A 21,299-nucleotide genomic window follows, 5' to 3' on the forward strand; every position below is an offset into this window, starting at 1 on the left:
TAAGCTTGCGGGCTGTTTCTACGCAGTCCGGGATGTTCGCCGATGTCGTTGCCGTCACCTTCCATGCCGCTCGCCTGTCTCCTGACGGCGCTCCTTCTGGGCGGATGCGGCGCCGACGACGAACCGCTGCGCGCCGAGCCCGGTGAACACCTGTCCGGGGGCGCGACCACGGTGCTGCAAAGCGACCGCAACGCCTTCTCCCTGCCCTCCGCCAACCTCGCCCCGAGCCGGCGCCTGGACTTCAGCGTGGGCAACAGTTTCTTCCGCAACCCCTGGGTCATCGCCCCTTCCTCCACCACCGCGCGCGACGGTCTGGGACCGCTGTTCAATACCAACGCCTGCCAGAACTGCCATGTGAAGGACGGCCGCGGCCACCCGCCGGGAGCGGACGCGGTCAGCGCGGTGTCGATGCTGGTACGCCTGTCGATCCCGGCCGGCCCTGCGGACGGCAAGACCCTGTTGCACCAGGGGGTGATTCCCGAGCCGACCTACGGCGGCCAGTTGCAGGACGTCGGCATTCCCGGCGTCGCCCCGGAAGGCAAGGTGCGGATGGACTACGAGCCGCTGAAGGTGAGGTTCGAGGACGGCACCGAGGTCGAACTGCGCAAGCCGATCCTGCGGATCAGCCAGCTCGGCTATGGGCCGATGCATCCGCAGACGATGTTTTCCGCCCGCGTCGCCCCGCCGATGATCGGGCTCGGCCTGCTCGAGGCGATTCCCGATGAGGCGATCCTGGCCAATGCCGATCCGGACGACCGCAACGGCGACGGTATCCGCGGGCGCGCCAACCAGGTCTGGGATGCCGCGCGGCAGCGCACCGCGCTCGGCCGCTTCGGCTGGAAGGCCGGCCAGCCGGATATCCCGCAGCAGAACGCGCACGCCTTCGCCAACGACATGGGCCTGACCAGCAGCCTGCTGCCCCACGACGACTGCAGCGCCGCCCAGGTCGAGTGCCGCCGGGCGCCCGACGGCGGCGAGCCGGAAGTCAGCGACAACATCTTCGCCCAGGTGCTGTTCTACAGCCGCAACCTGGCGGTCCCGGCGCGGCGCAAGGTGGACGACCCGCAGGTGCTGGCCGGCAAGCGCCTGTTCGCCCAGGCCAACTGCGTGGCCTGCCACGTTCCCGCCTTCACTACCGGTTCCGACGCCAGCGAGCCGGAGCTGGCCAACCAACGGATTCGTCCCTATTCCGACCTGTTGCTGCATGACATGGGCGACGGCTTGGCGGACAATCGCCCGGAATTTCTCGCCAGCGGGCGGGACTGGCGAACCCCGCCGCTATGGGGCATCGGCCTGACCGAAACGGTCAACGGTCACACCCAGTTCCTCCACGACGGGCGCGCCCGCAATCTGCTGGAGGCGATCCTCTGGCACGGCGGCGAAGCCGAAGCGGCCAAGCGGCACGTGCTCGGCTTCGACGCCGACCAGCGCAGCGCCCTGCTGGCCTTCCTGAATTCACTCTGAGGAGCCCACATGTTCCGCCCACGACTGCTCTTGACCAGCCTCGCCATCGCCCTCGGCGCCTGTTCGCCGCAAGACCCGCAGGCCGTCACCAGTGCCGCCCTGGCGCAACAGGTGATCCTGCCGACCTACAGCCGCTGGGTGGAGGCCGACCAGGCCCTGGCCAGCAGCGCCCTGGCCTACTGCCAGGGCAAGGAAGACCTGGCCAAGGCCCGCGACGCGTTCCACGCCGCGCAGAAGGCCTGGGCCGAGCTGCAACCGCTGCTGATCGGCCCGCTGGCCGAGGGCAACCGCGCCTGGCAGGTGCAGTTCTGGCCGGACAAGAAGGACCTGGTCGGGCGCCAGGTCGAACAGTTGCTGAAGAACAACCCGCAGGTCGACGCCGCGGCCCTGGCCAAGGCCAGCGTGGTGGTGCAGGGGCTCTCCGCCTACGAATACATCCTCTTCGACAGCAAGATCGACCTCGCCGACGCCGCCACCAAGGCCCGCTATTGCCCGTTGCTGGAAGCCATCGGCACCCACCAGCAGCAACTGGCCCAGGACATCCTGGCGCGCTGGAAGAACGACGGCGGCATGCTCACCCAGATGAGCAAGTTCCCCAACGACCGCTACGCCGACGCCCACGAGGCGATCGCCGAGCTGCTGCGGGTCCAGGTCACCGCCCTGGACATGCTGAAGAAGAAACTCGGTACTCCGCTGGGCCGGCAGAGCAAGGGCATTCCCCAGCCCTACCAGGCCGAGGCCTGGCGCAGCAACGCCTCGCTGGCCAGCCTGGACGCCAGCCTGAGCGGCGCCCAGGCGCTCTGGGAAGGTATCGACGGCAAGGGCCTGAAGACCCTGCTGCCGGCCGAACAGAAGGCCCTGGCCGGCAAGATCGACGCCGCCTACGCCGAAAGCCACGCGAAGCTGGCGGCGCTGGAACAGAAACCGCTCTCCGAACTGCTCGCCAGCGAAGACGGGCGCAACCAGCTCAACGCCCTCTATGACAGCCTGAACGTGGTCCACCGCCTGCACGAAGGCGACCTGGCCCGCGCCCTCGGCGTGCAACTGGGCTTCAACGCCAACGATGGCGACTGAGGTCGGCACCATGCTGCGACGTCATGTGATCGGCCTGGGCAGCCTGCTGCTCGGCGCCTTGTCCTTCGGCGGCTGGAGCTTCAGCCGCCAGGGTAGCCAACCGCTGGTGCTGTCGGCGCGCGACGACGCCGATGGCCAGCATTACGCGGTGGGCTACCGCCTGGACGGCAAGTGCCAGTTCGCCACCCGCGTGGCCCAGCGCTGCCACGACATCGTCCAGCACCCGAGCCTGCCGCTGGCGCTGTTCGTCGCCCGCCGGCCAGGCACCGAAAGCTACCTGATCGACCTGAACGACGGTTGCCTGCTGCAGACCCTGGTCTCGCAGAAAGACCGCCACTTCTACGGCCACGGCGTGTTCCACCAGAGCGGCGAGTGGCTCTACGCCACCGAGAACGACACTACCGATCCCGGTCGCGGCGTGCTCGGCGTCTACCGTTTCGACGGCGAGCGACTGCAGCACAGCGGCGAGATATCCACCCACGGCCTCGGGCCGCACCAGGTTTCCTGGATGCCCGACGGCGAGACCCTGGTAGTGGCCAATGGCGGCATTCGCACCGAGGCGGAAAGCCGGGTCGAGATGAACCTCGACGCCATGGAGCCCAGCCTGGTGCTGATGCGCCGCGACGGCAACCTGCTGTCCAAGGAAACCCTGGCGCAGCAGATGAACAGCGTCCGCCACCTGGCGATCGGTCGCGACGGCACCATCGTCGCCGGCCAGCAGTTCATGGGCGATGCCCACGAACATGCCGACCTGCTGGCGATCAAGCGCCCCGGCCGTCCCTTCGAAGCCTTCCCGGTGGCCGAGGAGCAGCGCCTGGCGATGGCCCAGTACACCGCCAGCGTGGCGATCCACGACGACCTGCGCCTGGTGGCCCTGACCGCCCCGCGCGGCAACCGTTTCTTCATCTGGGACCTGGACAGCGGTGCCGTACGCCTCGACGCGCCGTTGCCGGACTGCGCCGGCGTGGGCGCGGTGAAGAACGGCTTCGTCGTCACGTCCGGACAGGGCCGTTGCCGCTTCTACGACTGCCAGGGCGAGCGCATCGCCGCGCAACCGCTGGAGCTGCCTTCCGGCCTCTGGGACAACCACCTGCACCTGGCCTGAGAGCGCGGCATCAACCTCTCGCCATACCGGTCCGCGAAAGTCGGAAGCGACCTGCAACACGCTTGAAATCTTTCGCCAATCCTGTGCTTTGACAAGCCCTGAAAGCTGCACGTAATGTGTCGGATTCGCCCCGAAACGGGGCGCTCTCGGCATACCAGGGACCAGGATTATGTTGCTCCGCCGCATGTTGATCATGCTCGCCGCGGTGATCGCAGTGGTGGCGATTCTCGCCGGCTACAAGGTCTACTCCATCCGTCAGCAGATCGCCCTTTTCAGCGCACCGAAACCGCCGATCAGCGTGACCGCCAGCCTGGCCGAAAAGCGTCCCTGGCAGAGCCGCCTGCCAGCCATCGGCAGCCTCAAGGCATTCCAGGGCGTGACCCTCACCGCCGAAGTCTCCGGCACGGTACGCGACGTACTGTTCCTTTCCGGCGACCAGGTGAAGCTGGACCAACCGCTGATCCAGTTGGAAAGCGACGTCGAGGAAGCCACCCTGCGCACTGCCGAGGCCGATCTCGGCCTGGCCAGGGCCGAGTACCAGCGCGGCCGCGAACTGATCGGCAGCAAGGCCATCTCGAAAAGCGAATTCGATCGTCTCGCCGCGCAGTGGGCCAAGACCAGCGCCACCGTCGCCGAGCTGAAGGCGGCGCTGGCGAAGAAGCGCGTGCTCGCGCCCTTCGCCGGGACCATCGGCATCCGCCAGGTGGACGTCGGCGACTACGTCTCGCCCGGGACGCCGATCGCCACCTTGCAGGACCTTTCCACCCTGCTCCTGGATTTCCACCTGCCCGAGCAGGACTTCCCCCTGCTCAGCCGCGGCCAGCTGGTGAAGGTCCGGGTCGCCGCCTACCCCGGCCAGGTGTTCGACGCCGAGATCGCCGCCATCAACCCCAAGGTCGACAACGAGACCCGCAACCTGCAGGTCCGCGCTGCCCTGGAGAACCCGGACGGCAAGCTGCTGCCGGGCATGTTCGCCAACCTCGAGGTGATGTTGCCTGGCGAGGAACAACGCGTCGTGGTGCCGGAGACGGCGATCACCTTCACCCTCTACGGCGACTCGATCTACGTCGTCGGGCAGAAGAAGGACGAGCAGGGCCAGGTGTCGAAGGATGACAAGGGCCAGCCGCAACGGGTCGTCGAGCGCCGCTTCGTCAGGATCGGCGAACGCCGCGAAGGCCTGGCGGTGGTGCTCGAAGGCCTGGAGGGCGGCGAGCAGGTAGTGACTTCCGGGCAACTGAAGCTCGACAACGGCGCCGCGGTGGCCATCGTCGCCGAGCGGGACCTCCAGCAAGAGCACTGAGTCGCGCGCCTTCCCACTCCGTGGCGGAAGGCTTGCCAAGGGACTGAAACATGGCTTTTACCGATCCGTTCATCCGTCGTCCGGTCCTGGCGAGCGTGGTCAGCCTGCTGATCGTCCTGCTCGGCATGCAGGCCTTCAGCAAGCTGGTGATCCGCGAGTATCCGCAAATGGAGAACGCGCTGATCACGGTGACCACGCTCTACGCCGGCGCCAACGCGGAAACCATCCAGGGCTACATCACCCAGCCGCTGCAGCAGAGCCTGGCCAGCGCCGAAGGCATCGACTACATGACCTCGGTGAGCCGGCAGAACTATTCGACCATCTCCATCTACGCGCGGATCGGCGCCAATACCGATCGCCTGGTCACCGAGCTGCTGGCCAAGTCCAACGAAGTGAAGAGCCAGCTGCCGCCGGACGCCGAGGACCCGGTGCTGCAGAAGGAGGCCGCGGACGCCTCGGCGCTGATGTACATCAGCTTCTACAGCGAGCAGATGAACAACCCGCAGATCACCGACTACCTGTCGCGGGTGATCCAGCCCAAGCTGGCGACCCTGCCCGGTATCGCCGAGGCGGAGATCCTCGGCAACCAGGTGTTCGCCATGCGCCTGTGGCTGGACCCGGTGAAGATGGCCGCGTTCGGCGTCACCGCCGGCGAGATCAACCAGGCGGTGCAGCAGTACAACTTCCTCGCCGCCGCCGGCGAGGTGAAGGGCCAGTTGGTGGTCACCAGCGTCAATGCTTCCACCGACCTCAAGTCGCCCCAGGCCTTCGCCGCCATCCCGGTGAAGACCGACGGCGACCGCCGGGTGCTGATGGGTGATGTCGCACGGGTCGAACTGGGCGCCGCCAGCTACGACGCGATCAGTTCGTTCAATGGGATTCCCTCGGTCTACATCGGCATCAAGGGCACGCCCAGCGCCAACCCGCTGGACGTGATCAAGGAAGTGCGGGCGAAGATGCCCGAACTGGAAGAGCAATTGCCGCCCAACCTCAAGGTGTCCATCGCCTACGACGCCACGCGCTTCATTCAGGCCTCCATCGATGAAGTGGTGAAGACCCTCGGCGAGGCGGTGCTGATCGTCATCGTGGTGGTGTTCCTGTTCCTCGGCGCGTTCCGTTCGGTACTGATCCCGGTGGTGACCATTCCGCTGTCGATGATCGGCGTATTGTTCTTCATGCAGGCCATGGGCTACTCGATCAACCTGCTGACCCTGCTGGCGATGGTCCTGGCCATCGGCCTGGTGGTGGACGACGCGATCGTGGTGGTGGAAAACATCCACCGCCACATCGAGGAGGGCAAGCCGCCCTTCGAGGCTGCCCTGGAGGGCGCGCGGGAGATCGCCGTACCGGTGGTCAGCATGACCATCACCCTCGCCGCGGTCTACGCGCCGATCGGCTTCCTCACCGGCCTCACCGGCGCCCTGTTCAAGGAGTTCGCCTTCACCCTGGCCGGCGCGGTGATCATTTCCGGGATCGTCGCCCTGACCCTGTCGCCGATGATGTGCTCGCGCCTGTTGCGCCACGAGGAGAATCCCTCGGGCCTGGCGCATCGCCTCGACCTGATCTTCGAGGGCCTGAAGCAACGCTACCAGCGCGCCCTCCACGGCACCCTGGACACCCGTCCGGTGGTCCTGGTGTTCGCCGTGCTGGTACTGGCGCTGATCCCGGTACTGCTGATGTTCACCAAGAAGGAGCTGGCGCCGGAAGAGGACCAGGGCATCGTGTTCCTCATGACCAACTCGCCGCAGACCGCCAACCTCGACTACCTGAATCGCTACACCGCCGAGTTCGAAGGTATCTTCCGCAGCTTCCCGGAGTATTACTCGGCGTTCCAGATCAACGGCTACAACGGCGTCCAGGCCGGCATCGGCGGCATGCTGCTCAAGCCCTGGGACGAACGCGAAAAGAGCCAGATGGAATTGCTCCATGCGGTGCAGGCGAAGCTCAACGAGATTCCCGGCGTGCAAATCTTCGCCTTCAACCTGCCGTCGCTACCGGGCACCGGCGAGGGTCTGCCATTCCAGTTCGTGCTCAACACCGCCAACGACTACGAGTCGCTGCTGCAAGTGGCGCAACGGGTGAAGCAGCGCGCCAGCGAGTCCGGCAAGTTCGCCTTCCTCGATCTCGACCTGGCGTTCGACAAACCCGAGCTGGTGGTCGACATCGACCGCGAGAAGGCCGCGCAGATGGGCGTCTCCATGCAGGACCTGGGGGTGGCGCTGGCCAGCCTGCTCGGCGAGGGCGAGATCAACCGCTTCACCATCGACGGGCGCAGCTACAAGGTCATCGCCCAGGTCGAACGCCCCTATCGCGACAATCCCGGCTGGCTCGGCAGCTACTACGTGAAGAGCCGCAACGGCCAACTGGTCGCCCTCTCGACCCTGATCGAGACCCACGAACGGGCACGGCCACGGCAACTGAACCAGTTCCAGCAGCTCAACTCGGCGATCATCTCCGGCTTCCCCATCGTCAGCATGGGCGAGGCCATCGAGACGGTTCAGCAGATCGCCCGCGAGGAAGCCCCGCGTGGCTTCGCCGTCGACTACGCCGGCGCTTCCCGGCAATACGTGCAGGAAGGCAGCGCATTGCTGGTCACCTTCGGACTGGCCCTGGCGATCATCTTCCTGGTCCTCGCCGCACAGTTCGAAAGCTTCCGCGATCCGCTGGTGATCATGGTCACCGTGCCGCTGTCGATCTGCGGTGCGCTGATACCGCTGTTCCTCGGCGTGTCGAGCCTGAACATCTATACCCAGGTCGGCCTGGTGACACTGATCGGCCTGATCAGCAAACACGGCATCCTGATCGTCGAGTTCGCCAACCAGTTGCGCCACGAACAGGGGCTGGGGCGTCGCGAGGCCATCGAGCAGGCCGCCGCGATCCGCCTGCGGCCAGTACTGATGACCACCGCGGCGATGGTGCTCGGGGTGATCCCGCTGATCCTCGCCACCGGCGCCGGGGCGGTCAGTCGCTTCGACATCGGCATCGTGATCGCGACCGGCATGTCGGTGGGCACCCTCTTCACCCTGTTCGTCCTGCCGTGCATCTACACCCTGGTGGCCAGGCCGGATGCCCCGCCAGGCGTGACGCAAGCGGCAAACGCACACTGATCGGAAACGGCGGACAGCGACAACAGCGCTGTCCGCCGGCGCTGTCGCCCCATCCCACAGCCCTCCGGGCGCGATCCTATGTCCGCCGGCAGCCGCCTCCAGTAGACTGCCCGCTGAAACGCAGTGGTGAGACGAGCATGGCCGAGAGCGCTTTTTCCGAACGTATCGTGCAGAACCTGCTGGATACCGACTTCTACAAGCTGACCATGATGCAGGCGGTGCTGCACAACTATCCCAACGCCGAGGTGGAGTGGGAGTTCCGCTGCCGCAACCAGGAAGACCTGCGCCTGTACCTGCCGGCCATCCGCGAACAGCTGGAATACCTGGCGGGCCTGGCGATCAGCGACGAGCAACTGGCCTTCCTCGAACGGATTCCCTTCCTGGCGCCGGACTTCATCCGCTTCCTCGGGTTGTTCCGCTTCAACCCGCGCTACGTGCAGACCGGCATCGAGAACGACGAATTCTTCCTGCGCCTGAAAGGTCCCTGGCTGCACGTGATCCTCTTCGAAGTGCCGCTGCTGGCGATGATCAGCGAGGTGCGCAACCGCGCCCGCTACCCGGCCGCCACCGTCGAGCAGGCGCGCGAACGCCTGCAGGAAAAGTTCGATTGGCTGCGCCGGGAGGCCAGCGCCGAGGAACTGGCCGGCTTCAAGATGGCCGACTTCGGTACCCGCCGCCGCTTCTCCTATCGGGTCCACGAGGCGGTGGTGAGCGGTCTGAAGGAGGACTTTCCGGGCTGCTTCGTCGGCACCAGCAACGTCCACCTGGCACGCAAGCTCGACCTCAAGCCCCTCGGCACCATGGCCCACGAATGGCTGATGGCCCACCAGCAGCTCGGTCCGCGCCTGATCGACAGCCAGAGTGCCGCGTTGGACTGCTGGGTCCGCGAATACCGTGGGCTGCTCGGCATCGCGCTGACCGACTGCATCACCACCGATGCCTTCCTGCGCGACTTCGACCTCTATTTCGCCAAGCTCTTCGACGGCCTCCGCCACGACTCGGGCGACCCATTGCTGTGGGCGGAAAAGACCATCGCCCACTACCTCAAGCTGGGCATCGACCCGCTGACCAAGACCCTGGTGTTCTCCGACGGCCTCGACCTGCCGCGGGCCCTGAAGATCTATCGCGCGCTGCAGGGCCGGATCAACGTCAGCTTCGGCATAGGCACGCATTTCACCTGCGACCTGCCGGGCGTCGAGCCGATGAACATCGTGGTGAAGATGAGCGCCTGCAACGGCCATCCGGTGGCGAAGATCTCCGATACGCCCGGCAAGGCGCAATGCCGGGACCCTGACTTCATCCACTACCTCAAGCACGTGTTCCAGGTCGCCTAGGGCAAGCCTGGCGCGCTGCGGCAAGGTGGCGCATGAGGCCTGGTCCTTATTCGGCCCATGCCTCCGACGATCTCATCGCCCATGAAAAAGCCCCGCCAAGGCGGGGCTTTTTCGACAAGGAGACTCAGCGCGACAGGCTGGCTCCCCCCTGGGAAAGACCGAACATCAGCAGCAGGATGTCCTTGTTCGGCTGGACCTCCTGGCGCGTCGGCCGCTCGGCCTTGAGCGCCGAAGGCGTCGGGCAGTACTCATGACCGCCGCTCATCTGCACCACGTTCGGCGCGGGTTCGTGCCAGGCGGCAGCCGCGGCTGTAGCCACGGCGAGAGCGCCGACCAGCAACAAACCTCGAGTGATTTCTAATTTCATGTCTGCAACCCTTTGATGGCGCTGCCAAACGCCGTCTGGTAACCATAGATGAAGGCTTGCCACTGCGCGCCAGTCCACGACGAACGGCGCTTCAACTGCTTCAGGTCGTGCTGGGACGCCTTGTTCACCGTAAGGCGGCGGCGGCTCTTCTCCAGGTCGATCAGCGCTACTTCGATGGCCTCACCCTCGACGCGGACGAAGATGTGCTTCGGATAGAGACAACCGTGCTGCCAGTGGGCGAGATTCATCCGGGCAATGGTAGCGCCGATTTGTTGCAGAATTCTTTGGTGCTTCGCTTCGCCCCAGCGGTCCTGGTCACCGCGCGCATAGCACTCGTCGAGGCTGGAGAAACCCTCCAGGGCTTCGGTCACCAGCAACGCCTGCCATTGCCCGTCGACCTTGCGGCAGCCGGAATAGACCAGGCGCGGCACGCGTATACCGAGCGACTCGAAGGCCCGTAGCGCATCGCGCTCGCGCATGGCGGTGGGATAGCCGAAAGGGCGCTGCCAGTCGCGGTAGACGTGGCCGGTCTGCTGCTTGCGATAGAGCAGCCGTCCATCGCCGGTGTACACCCGCTGCACGCCGCTGGCCCCGCCACGGCGCTCGTTGGGCTCCTCGACCCAGCTGCCGGGTACCTGCAACCACTGGTCGATGGCGGAGTCGCCGGAGATACGTTGCAGGGATGCCAGATCGGGAGCCATCGTTATTCCTTTCGCAAGATATAGACCCGCCACATGTGATACAGCGGGATGAAATCGAGATGCTTCTGGACGACGAAGCCGGCGTCGCGGAACTCGCGCTCGACCGTTTCGGCTGGTAATACGAAGCGGTTCTGGTAGCCGGTCTGTTCCCCGTTCGCTACCCGCCGTGCCTCCATGCGCCTACGCTTCCAGGCCTTGAAATTGCCATCGACCCAGAGGGAAAGAATCACGCTGTCCCGCGTGACCCGGTGAAACTCGCGGAGCAGGACGCGTCGATCATCCGCCTCGCCGATGTGGTGGAGCAGCCGCATGCAGAAGATATTGTCCACCGAGCTGTCCGGCAGGTCGATGGCGAAAGCGGAAGTCTGCAAGGGCCGTACCCGTTTCACCACACCGTCCGGCTGGCCGGCGCAGGCGACCGCCAGCATGTCCGCGGAATTGTCGGCGCCGATGATCACCCGGTTGTCCTTTTCCGCCAGCAGCGGCCAGAAGCGTCCGGCGCCGCAGGGCAGGTCGAGCACCAGGTTGGGCTGCCCCGCGAGCTTCAGCGCGTGCCGGGCGAGTTGGACGTCGCGCCGGTGGGAAAGTTTCCGGGCGAGGCCGTCCTGATGCTTCTTCAGGTAGGCCTCAGCATGCTCGCGATCATACTTGTGAGAAAAGTCGAGGTCGACAGGCGGATTGTTCATGACGGGAACTCCAGGATTCATGAGACGAACGGTATGAATCCAGCCGTCAAGCTCGGGTCAAGGGGTGGTGAATTTTTCGTCAAGCAACATCGAGTAAAACTTCGAACCGGCAGCCGTGCGGCTCCACCGCGCTGAGGGTTACGCTCCAGCCCTCGGCCGCGCAGATCCGCTTCACCAGCGAGAGCCCGAGGCCAAGGCCTTCGCCGCGCCCGGAGCTGGAACTGCCGCGAACGAAGGGCATGAAAATGCGTTCGCGTTGTTCTTCCGGGACGCCCGCCCCGGTGTCCTCGACGCTGAAACCATGCTCGTCGAGGGTCAGCGTGATGCTCCCGGCATCGGTGTAGTGGGTCGCGTTGCGCAACAGGTTGCCCATCACCGCGCGCAGCAGTGGCGCGTTGAACTGGCCGGCGCAGGCACCTTCGTTGCGGTAGTGCAGGGTCAGTCCTCGCGCTTCGACCTGTTCGCGCCAGACCTGGACCAGGTCGTCGGCGATGCTCTCCAGGCTACCGTGGGGCGCCAGGCTTTCCTCGCCCTTCTGCGCACGCGCCAGCAACAGGAAGGTTTGCACCAGGTCGCGCATCTCCTCGGTGGCCTTGGTCATCCGCTCCAGTTGGCCACGGGCGCGCGGGCCGAGGCTGGGTTCTTCGGCCAGCAGTTCGCATGAGGTGGCGATGACCATCAACGGCGTACGCAACTCATGACTGACGTCGCTGGTGAACAATTGCTCGCGCTTGAGCGCGTCGCGCAGGCGGCCAAGGGTCTCGTCGAAGGAAGCGGCCAGCTCGCCGACCTCGTCGTTGGCGTAGTCCGGCGCCAACGGCGGCGCCAGACCGAGCAACTGTTCGCGATGCCGCACCTGGCGCGCCAGGCGCACCACCGGCTCCATCACCTTGCGCGCGAGCATCCAGCCAAGCAGGCCGGCCAGGGCGATGCTCAGCACGTAGCCGGTCAGCACCGAGGCGTAGAGCACCTGCTCGCGCGCTTCGAAATCGCTCTGGTCCTGCAGCAGGACGAAGCGGCGACCATCGATGTCGCGCACCAGCGCATGGAACGACAAGTCGCCCTCGAACACTTCGTGGAAACCGACATCCAGTTGGTCCAGCGCCGGCGGCATGGCGTAGGAGCCCTGGCCGTCGCTGATGAAGAAGCGCATGCCGGGATCGAGCACCGGGTTGCGTCCCTGGGCCAGGTCGTCGCGCAGGATGCGCTCCAGTTCGCCGCCCAGGTCGCGGGAAATCAGGCGCTCCTCGATGATGTGGACCACGCCGACGATGCCGGCGGAGAACAGTCCCCCCACGGCGACCGTCATCAGCATGAAGGCGATGACGATCCGGCGGGCGAGGCTCTGCTTATACTCCATTCGGCTCCTCCGCCAGGCGGTAGCCGACGCCATGCACCGTATGCAGCAAGGCCACGGAGAATGGCTTGTCGATCACCTGACGGAGTTGATGGACGTGGCTGCGCAGGCTGTCACTGTCCGGGCAGTCGTCGCCCCAGACCGCTTCTTCCAGGGCATCCCGGCGCACCACATGGGGGCTCTTCTGCATCAGCACTGCGAGCAGCTTTAGGCCGATCGGATTGAGCTTGAGCGACTTGCCCGCGCGCTTGACCTCCAGGGTGTCCAGGTCATAGCTGAGATCGGCCACGCTCAGCTCGCGGCGGCCGCCACCCTGGGCGCGACGCAGCACCGCCTCGATGCGTGCGGAAAGTTCGGAAAGGGCGAAGGGCTTGACCAGGTAATCGTCGGCTCCGGAACGAAACCCCTGCAGGCGATCGTCCAACTGGTCGCGGGCGGTGAGCATGATCACCGGGGTGTCGCGCCGTGCGTCTTCGCGCAGGCGCCGGCACAGGGCATAGCCGTCGATTCCCGGCAGCATCACGTCGAGCACGATCAGGTCGTAGTGCTCGGTGGCCGCCAGGTGCAGGCCGGACAGCCCGTCCTGCGCGCAATCCACGGTATAGCCCTTGAGCGACAGGTAATCGGCCAGGTTGGCCAGGATGTCGCGGTTGTCTTCGACCACCAGTATTCGCATGTCCCACTCCTTCGCAGGAAGACCGATTGAGCGCCTCTCGCGCATTTACGGATTCTTCACCGGCGGTTCACACCGGCTCTACGCTCGCCACCAGAGACTGCATGGCGTCTTCCATGGCCGCCGATCATAGCGGCTTTGCGGATGCGCACGAACCCCGGCGGTGGATTTAACCAGCGTCGAAGTCAAGAGAACGTCAACGCCAGCGTTGGAGATCGCATGACCCAGGCCGCCGTCCATTCCCCTTCCCGTCCATTCAACCCCTGGCTGTTCCTCGCCCTGCCGCTGGGCCTGGCGGCACTGCTGCTGGCCTTCGAGCCGGTGACCCTCGACCTCGCCCTGGCCAACCTGATGTACGACCCGGGCGCCGGCTTCATCGGCCGGCACAGTTGGTTCCTGGAGAACATCCTGCACGACCGGGTCAAGCAACTGGTGATCGCCATCAGCGTCCTCGGCCTGCTGGTCTCCATCGCCGGACTGTTCCACCGGCCATGGCGCGCACTGAGCAGGCCGCTGGCCTATGTGTTCCTCGCCATGAGCCTTGCAGCCAGCATAGTCACTCCGCTCAAGGCGCTCACCGCCGTGCAGTGCCCCTGGAGCCTGGCGCAGTTCGGCGGCGAGGAAACCTATAGTTCGCTGCTCAGCCCACGGCCGCCGACCGAGCACCCCGGACGCTGCTGGCCGGGCGGGCACGCATCGTCCGGATTCGTCCTGTTCGCGCTGTTCTTCGCCCTGCGCGACCGCAAGCCCAGGCTGGCGCGCTACGCCCTGGCCTTCGCCTTCGCCATGGGCTGTCTGCTATCGCTGTCGCGCATGCTGCAAGGTGCGCACTTCCTCTCGCACAACCTGTGGACGATGCTGTTCGACTGGCTGATCTGCCTCGGCCTGTACCGCCTGATGCTCTACCGACCGGAGACGCGGGGACAGCGCAACGGCGGCGCCGACGAAAACCGCGTTCAGGAAGACGATTCGTCCGCTCCCAGCACGCCGAACTCGATGGGCACCTTCATGTAGAACAGCCGCACGCCGGCCTGGCGGATCGACTCGAACAGCCGTTCTGACTGCTCGGGATCGACCGCCATGAGGATTTCCTGCGGCTGGTCGGCCAGCTCGAAGAAGTGCATCGAATGCAGCCGGCCGCTCTGGCCGAAGCCTTCGCTGGCAGCCAGCGCGGTGGCACCGCGCACGCCCAGGCGGCGCGCCTCTTCCAGCAGCCAGTCGCAGATCGGCTGGCCCTGGTGGCGGCGCCCCTGCTGGGTGATGAAGGTCAGTTGATAGCCTTGCATGGTCGGTCCTCCCGCTGCGCTATTTGCCCAGCATCCAGTTCATCGAGAACAACCCCAGCAGGGTCATCAGCAACGAGCCGCTGACGTGCGTCGCGATGGCCCCGGCGGCCCAGCCCAGGCGGCCCTCCTGAAGCAGGCTGACGACCTCGGCGGAAAAGGTGGAGAAAGTGGTCAGGCCGCCGCAGAACCCGGTGATGATCAGTAGCCGCCATTCCGGAGCGATGCCCGGCGCCTGGGCGAAATAGGCAATCGCCGCGCCGATGACATAGCCGCCGACCAGGTTGGCCAGCAGCGTGCCGGGGGGAATGCTGGGCAGCAGGCTGTTCAGCTTGAGCCCGAGGAACCAGCGCAGCAACGCCCCCAGGGCGGCGCCGAGGGCGATGGCGAGAATGGATTTCCACATAGTCCTGTCCTTGTAGGAGCGATTCGGACAGGCGGCAGGCGAGCGCCTACGCGCCTTTCCAGGTTCATGCGTAGGCATCATCAGCCCCAGGGGCGGTTGAAGGAGGAATGCCATCTCCTGTCGGCAAGATTGGCACAAAGCGAGGCACCTATCAAAGGCCGGAGTACGCCGGATCGCCCGAAGCGTGCCAGTCTAGGGAACCTTTCCCCTTCCTTCGCCGGAGCCCCCATGCGCCCAGTCCTGCTGCTTTGTTGCCTGTTCCTGTCCGCCACCGCCCAGGCCGAGGATTGCTCGCCGCAAACCTCCGTCGGTAGCTGGTGCGAGCTGCCGCTCGCGGCTCTCCACCCGACCCAGCAGAATGTCGGCCTGCTGCAGGTCGAGGATGACCAGGCCAAGCTCGCCGGGAAGAAGCCCAAGGCTCTCGAGCGCTACTTGCGCAAGAAGGAGATTCCGGTGGTGATCGGCCCCGGCGGCCGCTTCTACCTCACCGATCGCCATCACCTGAGTAGCGCGCTCTGGCGCCTGGACCCGAAACAGGGCGTGCCGGTGAAGGTGATCGGCCGGCTACCCCAGGCCAGCGACTTCTGGGAGAAGATGCAGGAAAACCACTGGGTCTGGCTGCACGATGCGCGTGGCGCGGAGATCCCGCCCGAGGCCCTGCCGAACGCTCTCGCCGGGCTTGGCGACGATCCCTACCGCGCCCTGGCCGGCTACGCCGAGGACGAGAACGCCTTCGACAAGGATCGGCAGAGCTATTTCATCGAATTCCACTGGGCGCGCTATTTCGGCGAACGCATGCACTGGCGGCCGATCAGCCGCGCCACTCTGCCCGACGACCTGAAGCAGGCACTGCGCCTGGCCTGCGAACCGGCGGCAAGGGAACTGCCGGGCTACCGCCAGGACTGCCCGCACTGAGGAATAAAAAAGCCCCGCCGAAGCGGGGCTTTTCCAACCACAGGGGCCGGTCGGCTTACATCATGCCGCCCATGCCGCCCATGCCGCCCATGTCAGGCATGCCGCCCATGGCCGGCTTGTCTTCCACGATCTCGGCAACCATGGCTTCGGTGGTGATCATCAGACCGCCGATGGAGGCCGCAGCCTGCAGAGCGGAACGAGTGACCTTGGCCGGGTCCAGGATGCCCATCTCGATCATGTCGCCGTACACGCCGGTAGCAGCGTTGAAGCCGTAGTTGCCGGAACCCTGCTTGACCTTGTCGACCACTACGCTCGGCTCGTCGCCGGCGTTGGCCACGATCTGGCGCAGCGGCGATTCGACGGCGCGACGCAGCAGGGCGATACCGACGTTCTGCTCCTCGTTGTCACCCTTCAGGCCTTCGATGGCTTGCAGGGCACGAACCAGGGCTACGCCGCCGCCGGGAACCACGCCCTCTTCCACCGCTGCACGGGTAGCGTGCAGGGCGTCTTCGACGCGGGCTTTCTTCTCTTTCATCTCGACTTCGGTGGCAGCGCCTACCTTGATCACGGCAACACCGCCGGCCAGCTTGGCCAGGCGCTCTTGCAGCTTCTCGCGGTCGTAGTCGGAAGTGGTTTCCTCGATCTGCTTGCGGATCTGCAGGACGCGGGCTTCGATATCAGCCTGCACACCGGCGCCATCGATGATGGTGGTGTTTTCCTTGTTGATCACGACGCGCTTGGCGTTGCCCAGGTGCTCCAGGGTAGCGCCTTCCAGGCTCAGGCCGACTTCTTCGCTGATCACGGTACCGCCGGTGAGGATGGCGATGTCCTGCAGCATGGCCTTGCGGCGATCGCCGAAGCCCGGAGCCTTGACAGCCGCGACCTTGACGATGCCACGCATGTTGTTCACCACCAGGGTGGCCAGGGCTTCGCCCTCGACGTCCTCGGCGACGATCAGCAGCGGACGGCCGGCCTTGGCGACGGCTTCCAGCACCGGCAGCATTTCGCGGATGTTGGAGATCTTCTTGTCGACCAGCAGCAGCAGCGGGCTATCCAGCTCGGCAGCCATGGTGTCCGGCTTGTTCACGAAGTAGGGGGACAGGTAGCCGCGATCGAACTGCATGCCTTCGACGACGGACAGTTCGTTTTCCAGGCCCGAGCCTTCCTCGACGGTGATCACGCCTTCTTTACCGACTTTTTCCATGGCTTCGGCAATGATCTGGCCGATGGACTCGTCGGAGTTGGCGGAGATGGTGCCTACCTGGGCGATGGCCTTGGTGTCGGCGCAGGGCTTGGCCAGCTCTTTCAGCTGGGCGACGATAGCCACGGTGGCCTTGTCGATGCCACGCTTCAGGTCCATCGGGTTCATGCCGGCGGCAACGGCCTTCAGGCCTTCGTTGACGATGGCCTGGGCCAGGACGGTCGCGGTGGTGGTGCCGTCACCGGCAGCGTCGTTGGCCTTGGAGGCAACGTCTTTCACCAGTTGCGCGCCCATGTTCTCGAACTTGTCTTTCAGCTCGATTTCCTTGGCGACGGAAACGCCGTCCTTGGTGATGGTCGGAGCGCCGAAGGACTTGTCCAGAACCACGTTGCGGCCTTTCGGGCCGAGGGTGGCCTTGACGGCATCGGCCAGCACGTTCACGCCGACCAGCATTTTCTTGCGAGCGGAATCGCCGAACTTAACTTCTTTGGCAGCCATGTTCTCTTTCCTCTAAATCGAATTCGGTGAAAACGGAGTGGTGAGACCGATCAGTCTTCCAGGACGGCGAGGATTTCGGACTCGCCCATCACCAGCAGTTCCTCGCCATCGACCTTGATGGCGTTGCTGCCGGAGTAAGGCCCGAAGACCACCTTGTCGCCCACCTTCACTGCCAGAGCGCGCACTTCGCCGTTGTCCAGTACACGACCGGTACCTACGGCTACCACTTCACCGCGGTTCGGCTTCTCGGCGGCGGAACCCGGCAGCACGATGCCGCCTGCGGTCTTGGTCTCTTCCTCGCTGCGACGGATAACGACGCGATCATGCAGAGGACGAAGCTTCATAGTCGTAACTCTCCCAAACAGTGGTTTCCAACGGCCGGATCGAAGTCCGGCGGGTTTTGTTGAAGCCGGCGTTGCCGGGTTGCGACTCGACGCGCGAGCCGCGTAAGACAGCCTGCCCTTGTGGCAGGGACCTTGCGGTGACCGTTACATAAGGTCGCCACAAGCCATTTCAAGGGCATGCAGTGAAATTTTTTTTCAGTTGCGCGAATCGTCGCGGCGCTCGTACTCGCCCTCGATGACGTTCGGCCGCGACGGACCCTGTCCGTAGCGGGCGTTCAGGTCGTCGGCGAAGGCGCGCCGGCGCAGCGCCTGCTGTTCGACGCGGCGGCGCAGGCCGCCGAGCATCAGGCGACGGGTGAAAGGAATCAGGCAGAGGATGCCGAAGATGTCGCTGATGAAACCCGGCAGCATCAGCAGGCCGCCGCCGACGGCGATCAACAGGCCTTCGAGCATTTCCTGCTCCGGCAGTTCGCCACGGGCCAGTCGTTCGCGGGCGCGCCAGGCGGTGGCCACGCCGGCCACGCGCAACAATGCGGCACCGATGAAGGCGCTGGCGACGATCAGGAACAGGGTCCAGCCGACCCCGATGACACTGCCGACCTTGATCAGGACGGCCAGCTCGACCAGCGGGAAGAGCAACAGCAGAAAGAGGAAAGCGCGCATTTCAGAGTCCTTGGCGGGGCCCGTTTGCCCCCGGTACCACCAGTAGTTGGCGCCAGCCGGGGAAGAATTCAACCCTGCTCCGGCTCGACGGTAGGCCAGCGCTCGGCCCTGGCCAATTGCACCAGCGCCTGGCGCACGGCCCCGGGGTTGCCGCAGGCGGCGGGGAACGGCAGCCAGTGCAGGCCCTGGCCGATGCGCAGGTGGAAACCTTCTGTATCAATTCCCGCCAGCTGCGCCGCGGCATGCGCCGGCAGTCCGGCCAGTTCCACATAGTGGGCGATGGCGGCGGCGTGGTCGCTGTTCATGTGCTCGACCATGCCGCGCTCGGCTTCTCCGGCGAACGGATTGGCCAGCGGCACGCGCTCGGCGGCCAGCCAGTGGATCGCGCCGAAACCGCCGATGAAACGCCACTGGACCGGCTGCAGCACCCAGAAGTCGAAATCGTGGACCCGATGGTAGTCGGCGGACTCGGGGAAATAGCGGTAGTAACGCTCGGCCGCCGCGGCGACCTCCTCCTCCGCCAATTGCCGCGCCTCGGCCAGTAGGGTGAGGCGGCCGACAGCCTGGATATCCTCGGCGCCGCGCTCGCCTACCAGCATCGAGCAGCGCGGGTCCGCCTGCAGGTTGTGGGTGTGCTGGGCGATCCGGCTGATCAGGATCAGCGGCCGGCCTTCGGCATCCAGGCAATAGGGAACCACCGAGCCGAAAGGAAAGCCCGGCCATTTCTTCGAGTGGGTGGAAAGGACCGCACGGTATTCCTTGAGCAGCAATTCTCGGGCATTCTTTGCAGCTTCAACGCTCAATTTATGACTCCTTGCATAGAATCCGTCGTAAACGGACGGGCATATCAAAGTGCGTTCGCAGGTGCCGGCAAGGTCCGCTTCCAGAAACTGCTCGTGGGGTTCCAAGCAATGCAATTGAAAGACAAGGTCATCATCATCACCGGCGGCTGCCAGGGGCTCGGCCGGGCAATGGGCGAATATCTCGCCGGCAAGGGCGCCAGGCTGGCCCTGGTCGATCTCAACCGCGAACGTCTCGACGAAGCCGTCGCTGCCTGCAAGGCCGCCGGCGGCGACGCTCGCGCCTACGTGTGCAACGTGGCGGACGAGGAACAGGTTACCCACATGGTGGCCCAGGTCGCCAGCGACTTCGGCGCGATCAACGGCCTGGTCAACAACGCCGGCATCCTCCGCGACGGCCTGACCATCAAGGTCAAGGACGGCCAGTTGAGCAAGATGAGCCTGGCCCAATGGCAATCGGTGATCGACGTCAACCTCACCGGTGTGTTCCTCTGCACCCGCGAAGTGGCGGCGAAGATGATCGAGCTGAAGAACGAAGGCGCGATCGTCAACATTTCCTCGATCTCCCGCGCCGGCAACATGGGCCAGGCCAACTACTCGGCAGCCAAGGCCGGGGTGGCCGCGGATACCGTGGTCTGGGCGAAGGAACTGGCGCGCTACGGCATCCGCGTGGCCGGCGTGGCGCCGGGCTTCATCGAGACCGAGATGACCGCCGGGATGAAACCCGAGGCGCTGGAGAAGATGACCGCCGGCATCCCCCTCAAGCGTATGGGCAAGCCGGTGGAGATCGCCCACTCGGTGGCCTACATCTTCGAGAACGACTACTACACCGGCCGCGTTCTCGAACTGGACGGCGGCCTGCGCCTGTAGGCCCCGGCCCCGCAAGGAAAAAGCCCCGCTATCGCGGGGCTTTTTCGTGCAGGCCGGCTTACCAGCCGACCCCGAGGCCGAAGGTATAGCGGCGCTGGTTGACGTTGCCGTCGTTGCCGCTGAACTTGTCCCATTCCGCCTTCATGCTCAGCGAAGCCCAGCTGGTCAGCTTGTAGCGGATCCCCGCCTCGGTCTGCAGCTCGTAGTCCAGGCCGGATTGCAGCGGCTTGCTGACCTCGCCGTTGGTGAACAGCTCGAACTGCTTGGCCAGCAGGTAGCGGTTGTAGTCCCACTTGAAGCTCGACGAATAGAAGTGCTCCTTCTCGCCATCGGCGAACTCGTAGTCGTTGCGGTTGACCAGGGTGGCGATGGAGAACGCGCCCAGCTCGTTGTCCCAGAACTGGTAGCCGGGGCCGGTACCGACGGTACGCTTCTTCGCCAGGTCCTCGATCATGTCGCGCTTGTAGGCGACCTGGCCCTGCCAGAACCAGTGGTCGTCGATGAAGCGGTCCAGCGCGTACTGGCCGGAATAATTGTCGGTGCTGACCTGGCCGTTCTTCTTCTCGCGGTTGTACTCGCCCTGCACGTTGTGGCGCCAGAGTCCGTGGCGGGCGTTGGTCTTGAAATCGATGTCGTAGTCGGACACATCGTTCTCGGCCTGCTTGCGGTCCAGCGAGAAATCGACGTTGCCGTTCCATACCCAGTCCTGGAGGATCGGCTTGGGCGGCATCATCTGCTGGATGCTGGCCAGCTCCACGGTCTTCGGCTCGCCGTTGACCAGGGTCACCTGGCCCGGCCCGGCGGCCTTGATGCCCTTGGAGTGCTCGCCAGTCTCGGCATCCTGCTTGACCAGCAGGTTCTGCTCGCTCTCGAAGGTGGAGATCTTGTCCCACTTGAGCGTGATGTCGCCGCCATAGTCGGTCTTCAGCAGCAGCTTGCCGCCGTCGAACAGGGTGATCTTGCCGGTAAGGCGGTCACCGTTCTTCATCCAGACCGTATCGGCAAGGGCAGAGGTGGAACTTGCAAGGGCAGCGAGGCACAGCAGGATTCTCGACAACATGAGCACAAATCAACTGAGTTGGGTTCGAAGAGGCCGGCATTATCCAAATGCCGGGCGGCAGAGCAAGGACCGGGGCACGGGCGGTAAAGTT

General features: G+C 65.2%; 21 protein-coding genes and 1 riboswitch. Of the genes, 9 read left to right on the plus strand and 12 right to left on the minus strand.

Going from position 1 to position 21,299, the window contains the following annotated elements:
* The first annotated feature begins 42 nt into the window (after positions 1-42).
* From AC1RB9_RS22755 to pncB, 6 genes are all read left to right on the plus strand, one after another.
* Positions 43-1,464, plus strand: coding sequence for a di-heme oxidoreductase family protein (locus AC1RB9_RS22755; RefSeq protein WP_003141253.1), 1,422 nt, complete (start codon positions 43-45; stop codon positions 1,462-1,464).
* Between the two features lie 9 nt (positions 1,465-1,473).
* Positions 1,474-2,538 carry an imelysin family protein gene (locus AC1RB9_RS22760; protein ID WP_003116197.1) on the plus strand — a complete coding sequence of 355 codons (1,065 nt, stop codon included), beginning with the start codon at positions 1,474-1,476 and terminating at the stop codon, positions 2,536-2,538.
* Between the two features lie 10 nt (positions 2,539-2,548).
* A complete protein-coding gene (locus AC1RB9_RS22765) occupies positions 2,549-3,643 on the plus strand; it encodes a DUF1513 domain-containing protein (protein ID WP_003455475.1) in 1,095 nt (364 codons plus the stop codon).
* A gap of 169 nt (positions 3,644-3,812) precedes the next feature.
* Positions 3,813-4,943 carry a multidrug efflux RND transporter periplasmic adaptor subunit MexV gene (gene mexV, locus AC1RB9_RS22770; RefSeq protein ID WP_003102651.1) on the plus strand — a complete coding sequence of 377 codons (1,131 nt, stop codon included), beginning with the start codon at positions 3,813-3,815 and terminating at the stop codon, positions 4,941-4,943.
* A 50-nt stretch (positions 4,944-4,993) separates the two neighbouring features.
* Positions 4,994-8,050, plus strand: coding sequence for a multidrug efflux RND transporter permease subunit MexW (gene mexW / locus AC1RB9_RS22775; RefSeq protein WP_003112762.1), 3,057 nt, complete (start codon positions 4,994-4,996; stop codon positions 8,048-8,050).
* A gap of 137 nt (positions 8,051-8,187) precedes the next feature.
* Entirely contained in the window at positions 8,188-9,384 is a 1,197-nt protein-coding gene (gene pncB / locus AC1RB9_RS22780) for a nicotinate phosphoribosyltransferase (protein WP_003102657.1), read from the plus strand.
* Between the two features lie 124 nt (positions 9,385-9,508).
* Here pncB and AC1RB9_RS22785 read toward each other — a convergent pair whose 3' ends face one another.
* The 5 genes from AC1RB9_RS22785 to AC1RB9_RS22805 form a co-directional block, all read right to left on the minus strand.
* Entirely contained in the window at positions 9,509-9,751 is a 243-nt protein-coding gene (locus AC1RB9_RS22785) for a hypothetical protein (protein WP_003102660.1), read from the minus strand.
* Entirely contained in the window at positions 9,748-10,452 is a 705-nt protein-coding gene (locus AC1RB9_RS22790) for a lipopolysaccharide kinase InaA family protein (protein ID WP_003094029.1), read from the minus strand. The genes AC1RB9_RS22785 and AC1RB9_RS22790 overlap by 4 nt, the downstream gene beginning before the upstream one ends.
* Before the next feature lie 2 nt (positions 10,453-10,454).
* Positions 10,455-11,138, minus strand: a complete 684-nt coding sequence (locus AC1RB9_RS22795; protein WP_003094031.1) for a class I SAM-dependent methyltransferase — start codon at positions 11,136-11,138, stop codon at positions 10,455-10,457.
* A gap of 79 nt (positions 11,139-11,217) precedes the next feature.
* Positions 11,218-12,498, minus strand: coding sequence for a sensor histidine kinase (locus AC1RB9_RS22800; RefSeq protein WP_003094037.1), 1,281 nt, complete (start codon positions 12,496-12,498; stop codon positions 11,218-11,220).
* The gene (locus tag AC1RB9_RS22805) at positions 12,488-13,171 is read right to left on the minus strand and encodes a response regulator transcription factor (protein ID WP_003094039.1); all 684 of its coding nucleotides are present in this window, start codon (positions 13,169-13,171) and stop codon (positions 12,488-12,490) included. The genes AC1RB9_RS22800 and AC1RB9_RS22805 overlap by 11 nt, the downstream gene beginning before the upstream one ends.
* Positions 13,172-13,387: 216 nt before the next feature.
* On the opposite strand from AC1RB9_RS22805, the gene AC1RB9_RS22810 reads away from it, so the two are divergent.
* Positions 13,388-14,182, plus strand: a complete 795-nt coding sequence (locus tag AC1RB9_RS22810) for a phosphatase PAP2 family protein (protein ID WP_003112760.1) — start codon at positions 13,388-13,390, stop codon at positions 14,180-14,182.
* Here AC1RB9_RS22810 and AC1RB9_RS22815 read toward each other — a convergent pair.
* Together AC1RB9_RS22815 and crcB are read right to left on the minus strand one after the other, a co-directional pair.
* On the minus strand, positions 14,125-14,454 hold the full coding sequence (locus AC1RB9_RS22815) for a DUF190 domain-containing protein (protein ID WP_003112759.1): 330 nt from the start codon (positions 14,452-14,454) through the stop codon (positions 14,125-14,127). The two genes, AC1RB9_RS22810 and AC1RB9_RS22815, sit on opposite strands and share 58 nt — an antisense overlap.
* A gap of 19 nt (positions 14,455-14,473) precedes the next feature.
* Complete coding sequence (crcB, locus tag AC1RB9_RS22820) at positions 14,474-14,857, minus strand: fluoride efflux transporter CrcB (RefSeq protein WP_003094051.1); 384 nt, start codon at positions 14,855-14,857, stop codon at positions 14,474-14,476.
* A gap of 64 nt (positions 14,858-14,921) precedes the next feature.
* Positions 14,922-14,984: riboswitch (Fluoride riboswitch) on the minus strand.
* A gap of 101 nt (positions 14,985-15,085) precedes the next feature.
* Here crcB and AC1RB9_RS22825 point away from each other — a divergent pair.
* Positions 15,086-15,772, plus strand: a complete 687-nt coding sequence (locus tag AC1RB9_RS22825; RefSeq protein ID WP_003455476.1) for a ParB-like protein — start codon at positions 15,086-15,088, stop codon at positions 15,770-15,772.
* 55 nt (positions 15,773-15,827) lie between these two features.
* On the opposite strand, the gene groL is transcribed toward AC1RB9_RS22825, so the two are convergent.
* The 4 genes from groL to AC1RB9_RS22845 form a co-directional block, all read right to left on the minus strand.
* On the minus strand, positions 15,828-17,471 hold the full coding sequence (gene groL, locus AC1RB9_RS22830; protein ID WP_003094059.1) for a chaperonin GroEL: 1,644 nt from the start codon (positions 17,469-17,471) through the stop codon (positions 15,828-15,830).
* Between the two features lie 50 nt (positions 17,472-17,521).
* Entirely contained in the window at positions 17,522-17,815 is a 294-nt protein-coding gene (locus AC1RB9_RS22835; RefSeq protein ID WP_003094064.1) for a co-chaperone GroES, read from the minus strand.
* Positions 17,816-18,010: 195 nt separating this feature from the next.
* A complete protein-coding gene (locus tag AC1RB9_RS22840) occupies positions 18,011-18,478 on the minus strand; it encodes an FxsA family protein (RefSeq protein ID WP_003094066.1) in 468 nt (155 codons plus the stop codon).
* A gap of 68 nt (positions 18,479-18,546) precedes the next feature.
* Positions 18,547-19,281, minus strand: coding sequence for a HugZ family pyridoxamine 5'-phosphate oxidase (locus AC1RB9_RS22845; RefSeq protein WP_003112758.1), 735 nt, complete (start codon positions 19,279-19,281; stop codon positions 18,547-18,549).
* 108 nt (positions 19,282-19,389) lie between these two features.
* On the opposite strand from AC1RB9_RS22845, the gene AC1RB9_RS22850 reads away from it, so the two are divergent.
* Positions 19,390-20,148, plus strand: coding sequence for an SDR family oxidoreductase (locus AC1RB9_RS22850; RefSeq protein ID WP_003094072.1), 759 nt, complete (start codon positions 19,390-19,392; stop codon positions 20,146-20,148).
* Between the two features lie 58 nt (positions 20,149-20,206).
* Here the strand turns inward: AC1RB9_RS22850 and AC1RB9_RS22855 are convergent, their stop codons facing one another.
* Positions 20,207-21,214, minus strand: a complete 1,008-nt coding sequence (locus tag AC1RB9_RS22855; protein ID WP_003120892.1) for a DUF481 domain-containing protein — start codon at positions 21,212-21,214, stop codon at positions 20,207-20,209.
* Between the last annotated feature and the right edge of the window lie 85 nt (positions 21,215-21,299).

The organism is Pseudomonas sp. 20-5, assembly GCF_056782835.1.

Excerpts from the sequence above, each read along its gene's own strand:
- AC1RB9_RS22755 (WP_003141253.1), top strand. The coding sequence starts at position 43 with ATGTCGTTGCCGTCACCTTCCATGCCGCTCGCCTGTCTCCTGACGGCG.
- AC1RB9_RS22760 (WP_003116197.1), top strand. The coding sequence starts at position 1,474 with ATGTTCCGCCCACGACTGCTCTTGACCAGCCTCGCCATCGCCCTCGGC.
- AC1RB9_RS22785 (WP_003102660.1), bottom strand. The coding sequence starts at position 9,751 with ATGAAATTAGAAATCACTCGAGGTTTGTTGCTGGTCGGCGCTCTCGCC.
- AC1RB9_RS22800 (WP_003094037.1), bottom strand. The coding sequence starts at position 12,498 with ATGGAGTATAAGCAGAGCCTCGCCCGCCGGATCGTCATCGCCTTCATG.
- AC1RB9_RS22795 (WP_003094031.1), bottom strand. The coding sequence starts at position 11,138 with ATGAACAATCCGCCTGTCGACCTCGACTTTTCTCACAAGTATGATCGC.
- AC1RB9_RS22810 (WP_003112760.1), top strand. The coding sequence starts at position 13,388 with ATGACCCAGGCCGCCGTCCATTCCCCTTCCCGTCCATTCAACCCCTGG.
- crcB (WP_003094051.1), bottom strand. The coding sequence starts at position 14,857 with ATGTGGAAATCCATTCTCGCCATCGCCCTCGGCGCCGCCCTGGGGGCG.
- AC1RB9_RS22765 (WP_003455475.1), top strand. The coding sequence starts at position 2,549 with ATGCTGCGACGTCATGTGATCGGCCTGGGCAGCCTGCTGCTCGGCGCC.
- AC1RB9_RS22815 (WP_003112759.1), bottom strand. The coding sequence starts at position 14,454 with ATGCAAGGCTATCAACTGACCTTCATCACCCAGCAGGGGCGCCGCCAC.
- groL (WP_003094059.1), bottom strand. The coding sequence starts at position 17,471 with ATGGCTGCCAAAGAAGTTAAGTTCGGCGATTCCGCTCGCAAGAAAATG.
- AC1RB9_RS22850 (WP_003094072.1), top strand. The coding sequence starts at position 19,390 with ATGCAATTGAAAGACAAGGTCATCATCATCACCGGCGGCTGCCAGGGG.
- AC1RB9_RS22840 (WP_003094066.1), bottom strand. The coding sequence starts at position 18,478 with ATGCGCGCTTTCCTCTTTCTGCTGTTGCTCTTCCCGCTGGTCGAGCTG.
- AC1RB9_RS22825 (WP_003455476.1), top strand. The coding sequence starts at position 15,086 with ATGCGCCCAGTCCTGCTGCTTTGTTGCCTGTTCCTGTCCGCCACCGCC.
- mexW (WP_003112762.1), top strand. The coding sequence starts at position 4,994 with ATGGCTTTTACCGATCCGTTCATCCGTCGTCCGGTCCTGGCGAGCGTG.
- AC1RB9_RS22835 (WP_003094064.1), bottom strand. The coding sequence starts at position 17,815 with ATGAAGCTTCGTCCTCTGCATGATCGCGTCGTTATCCGTCGCAGCGAG.
- mexV (WP_003102651.1), top strand. The coding sequence starts at position 3,813 with ATGTTGCTCCGCCGCATGTTGATCATGCTCGCCGCGGTGATCGCAGTG.
- AC1RB9_RS22805 (WP_003094039.1), bottom strand. The coding sequence starts at position 13,171 with ATGCGAATACTGGTGGTCGAAGACAACCGCGACATCCTGGCCAACCTG.
- AC1RB9_RS22790 (WP_003094029.1), bottom strand. The coding sequence starts at position 10,452 with ATGGCTCCCGATCTGGCATCCCTGCAACGTATCTCCGGCGACTCCGCC.
- pncB (WP_003102657.1), top strand. The coding sequence starts at position 8,188 with ATGGCCGAGAGCGCTTTTTCCGAACGTATCGTGCAGAACCTGCTGGAT.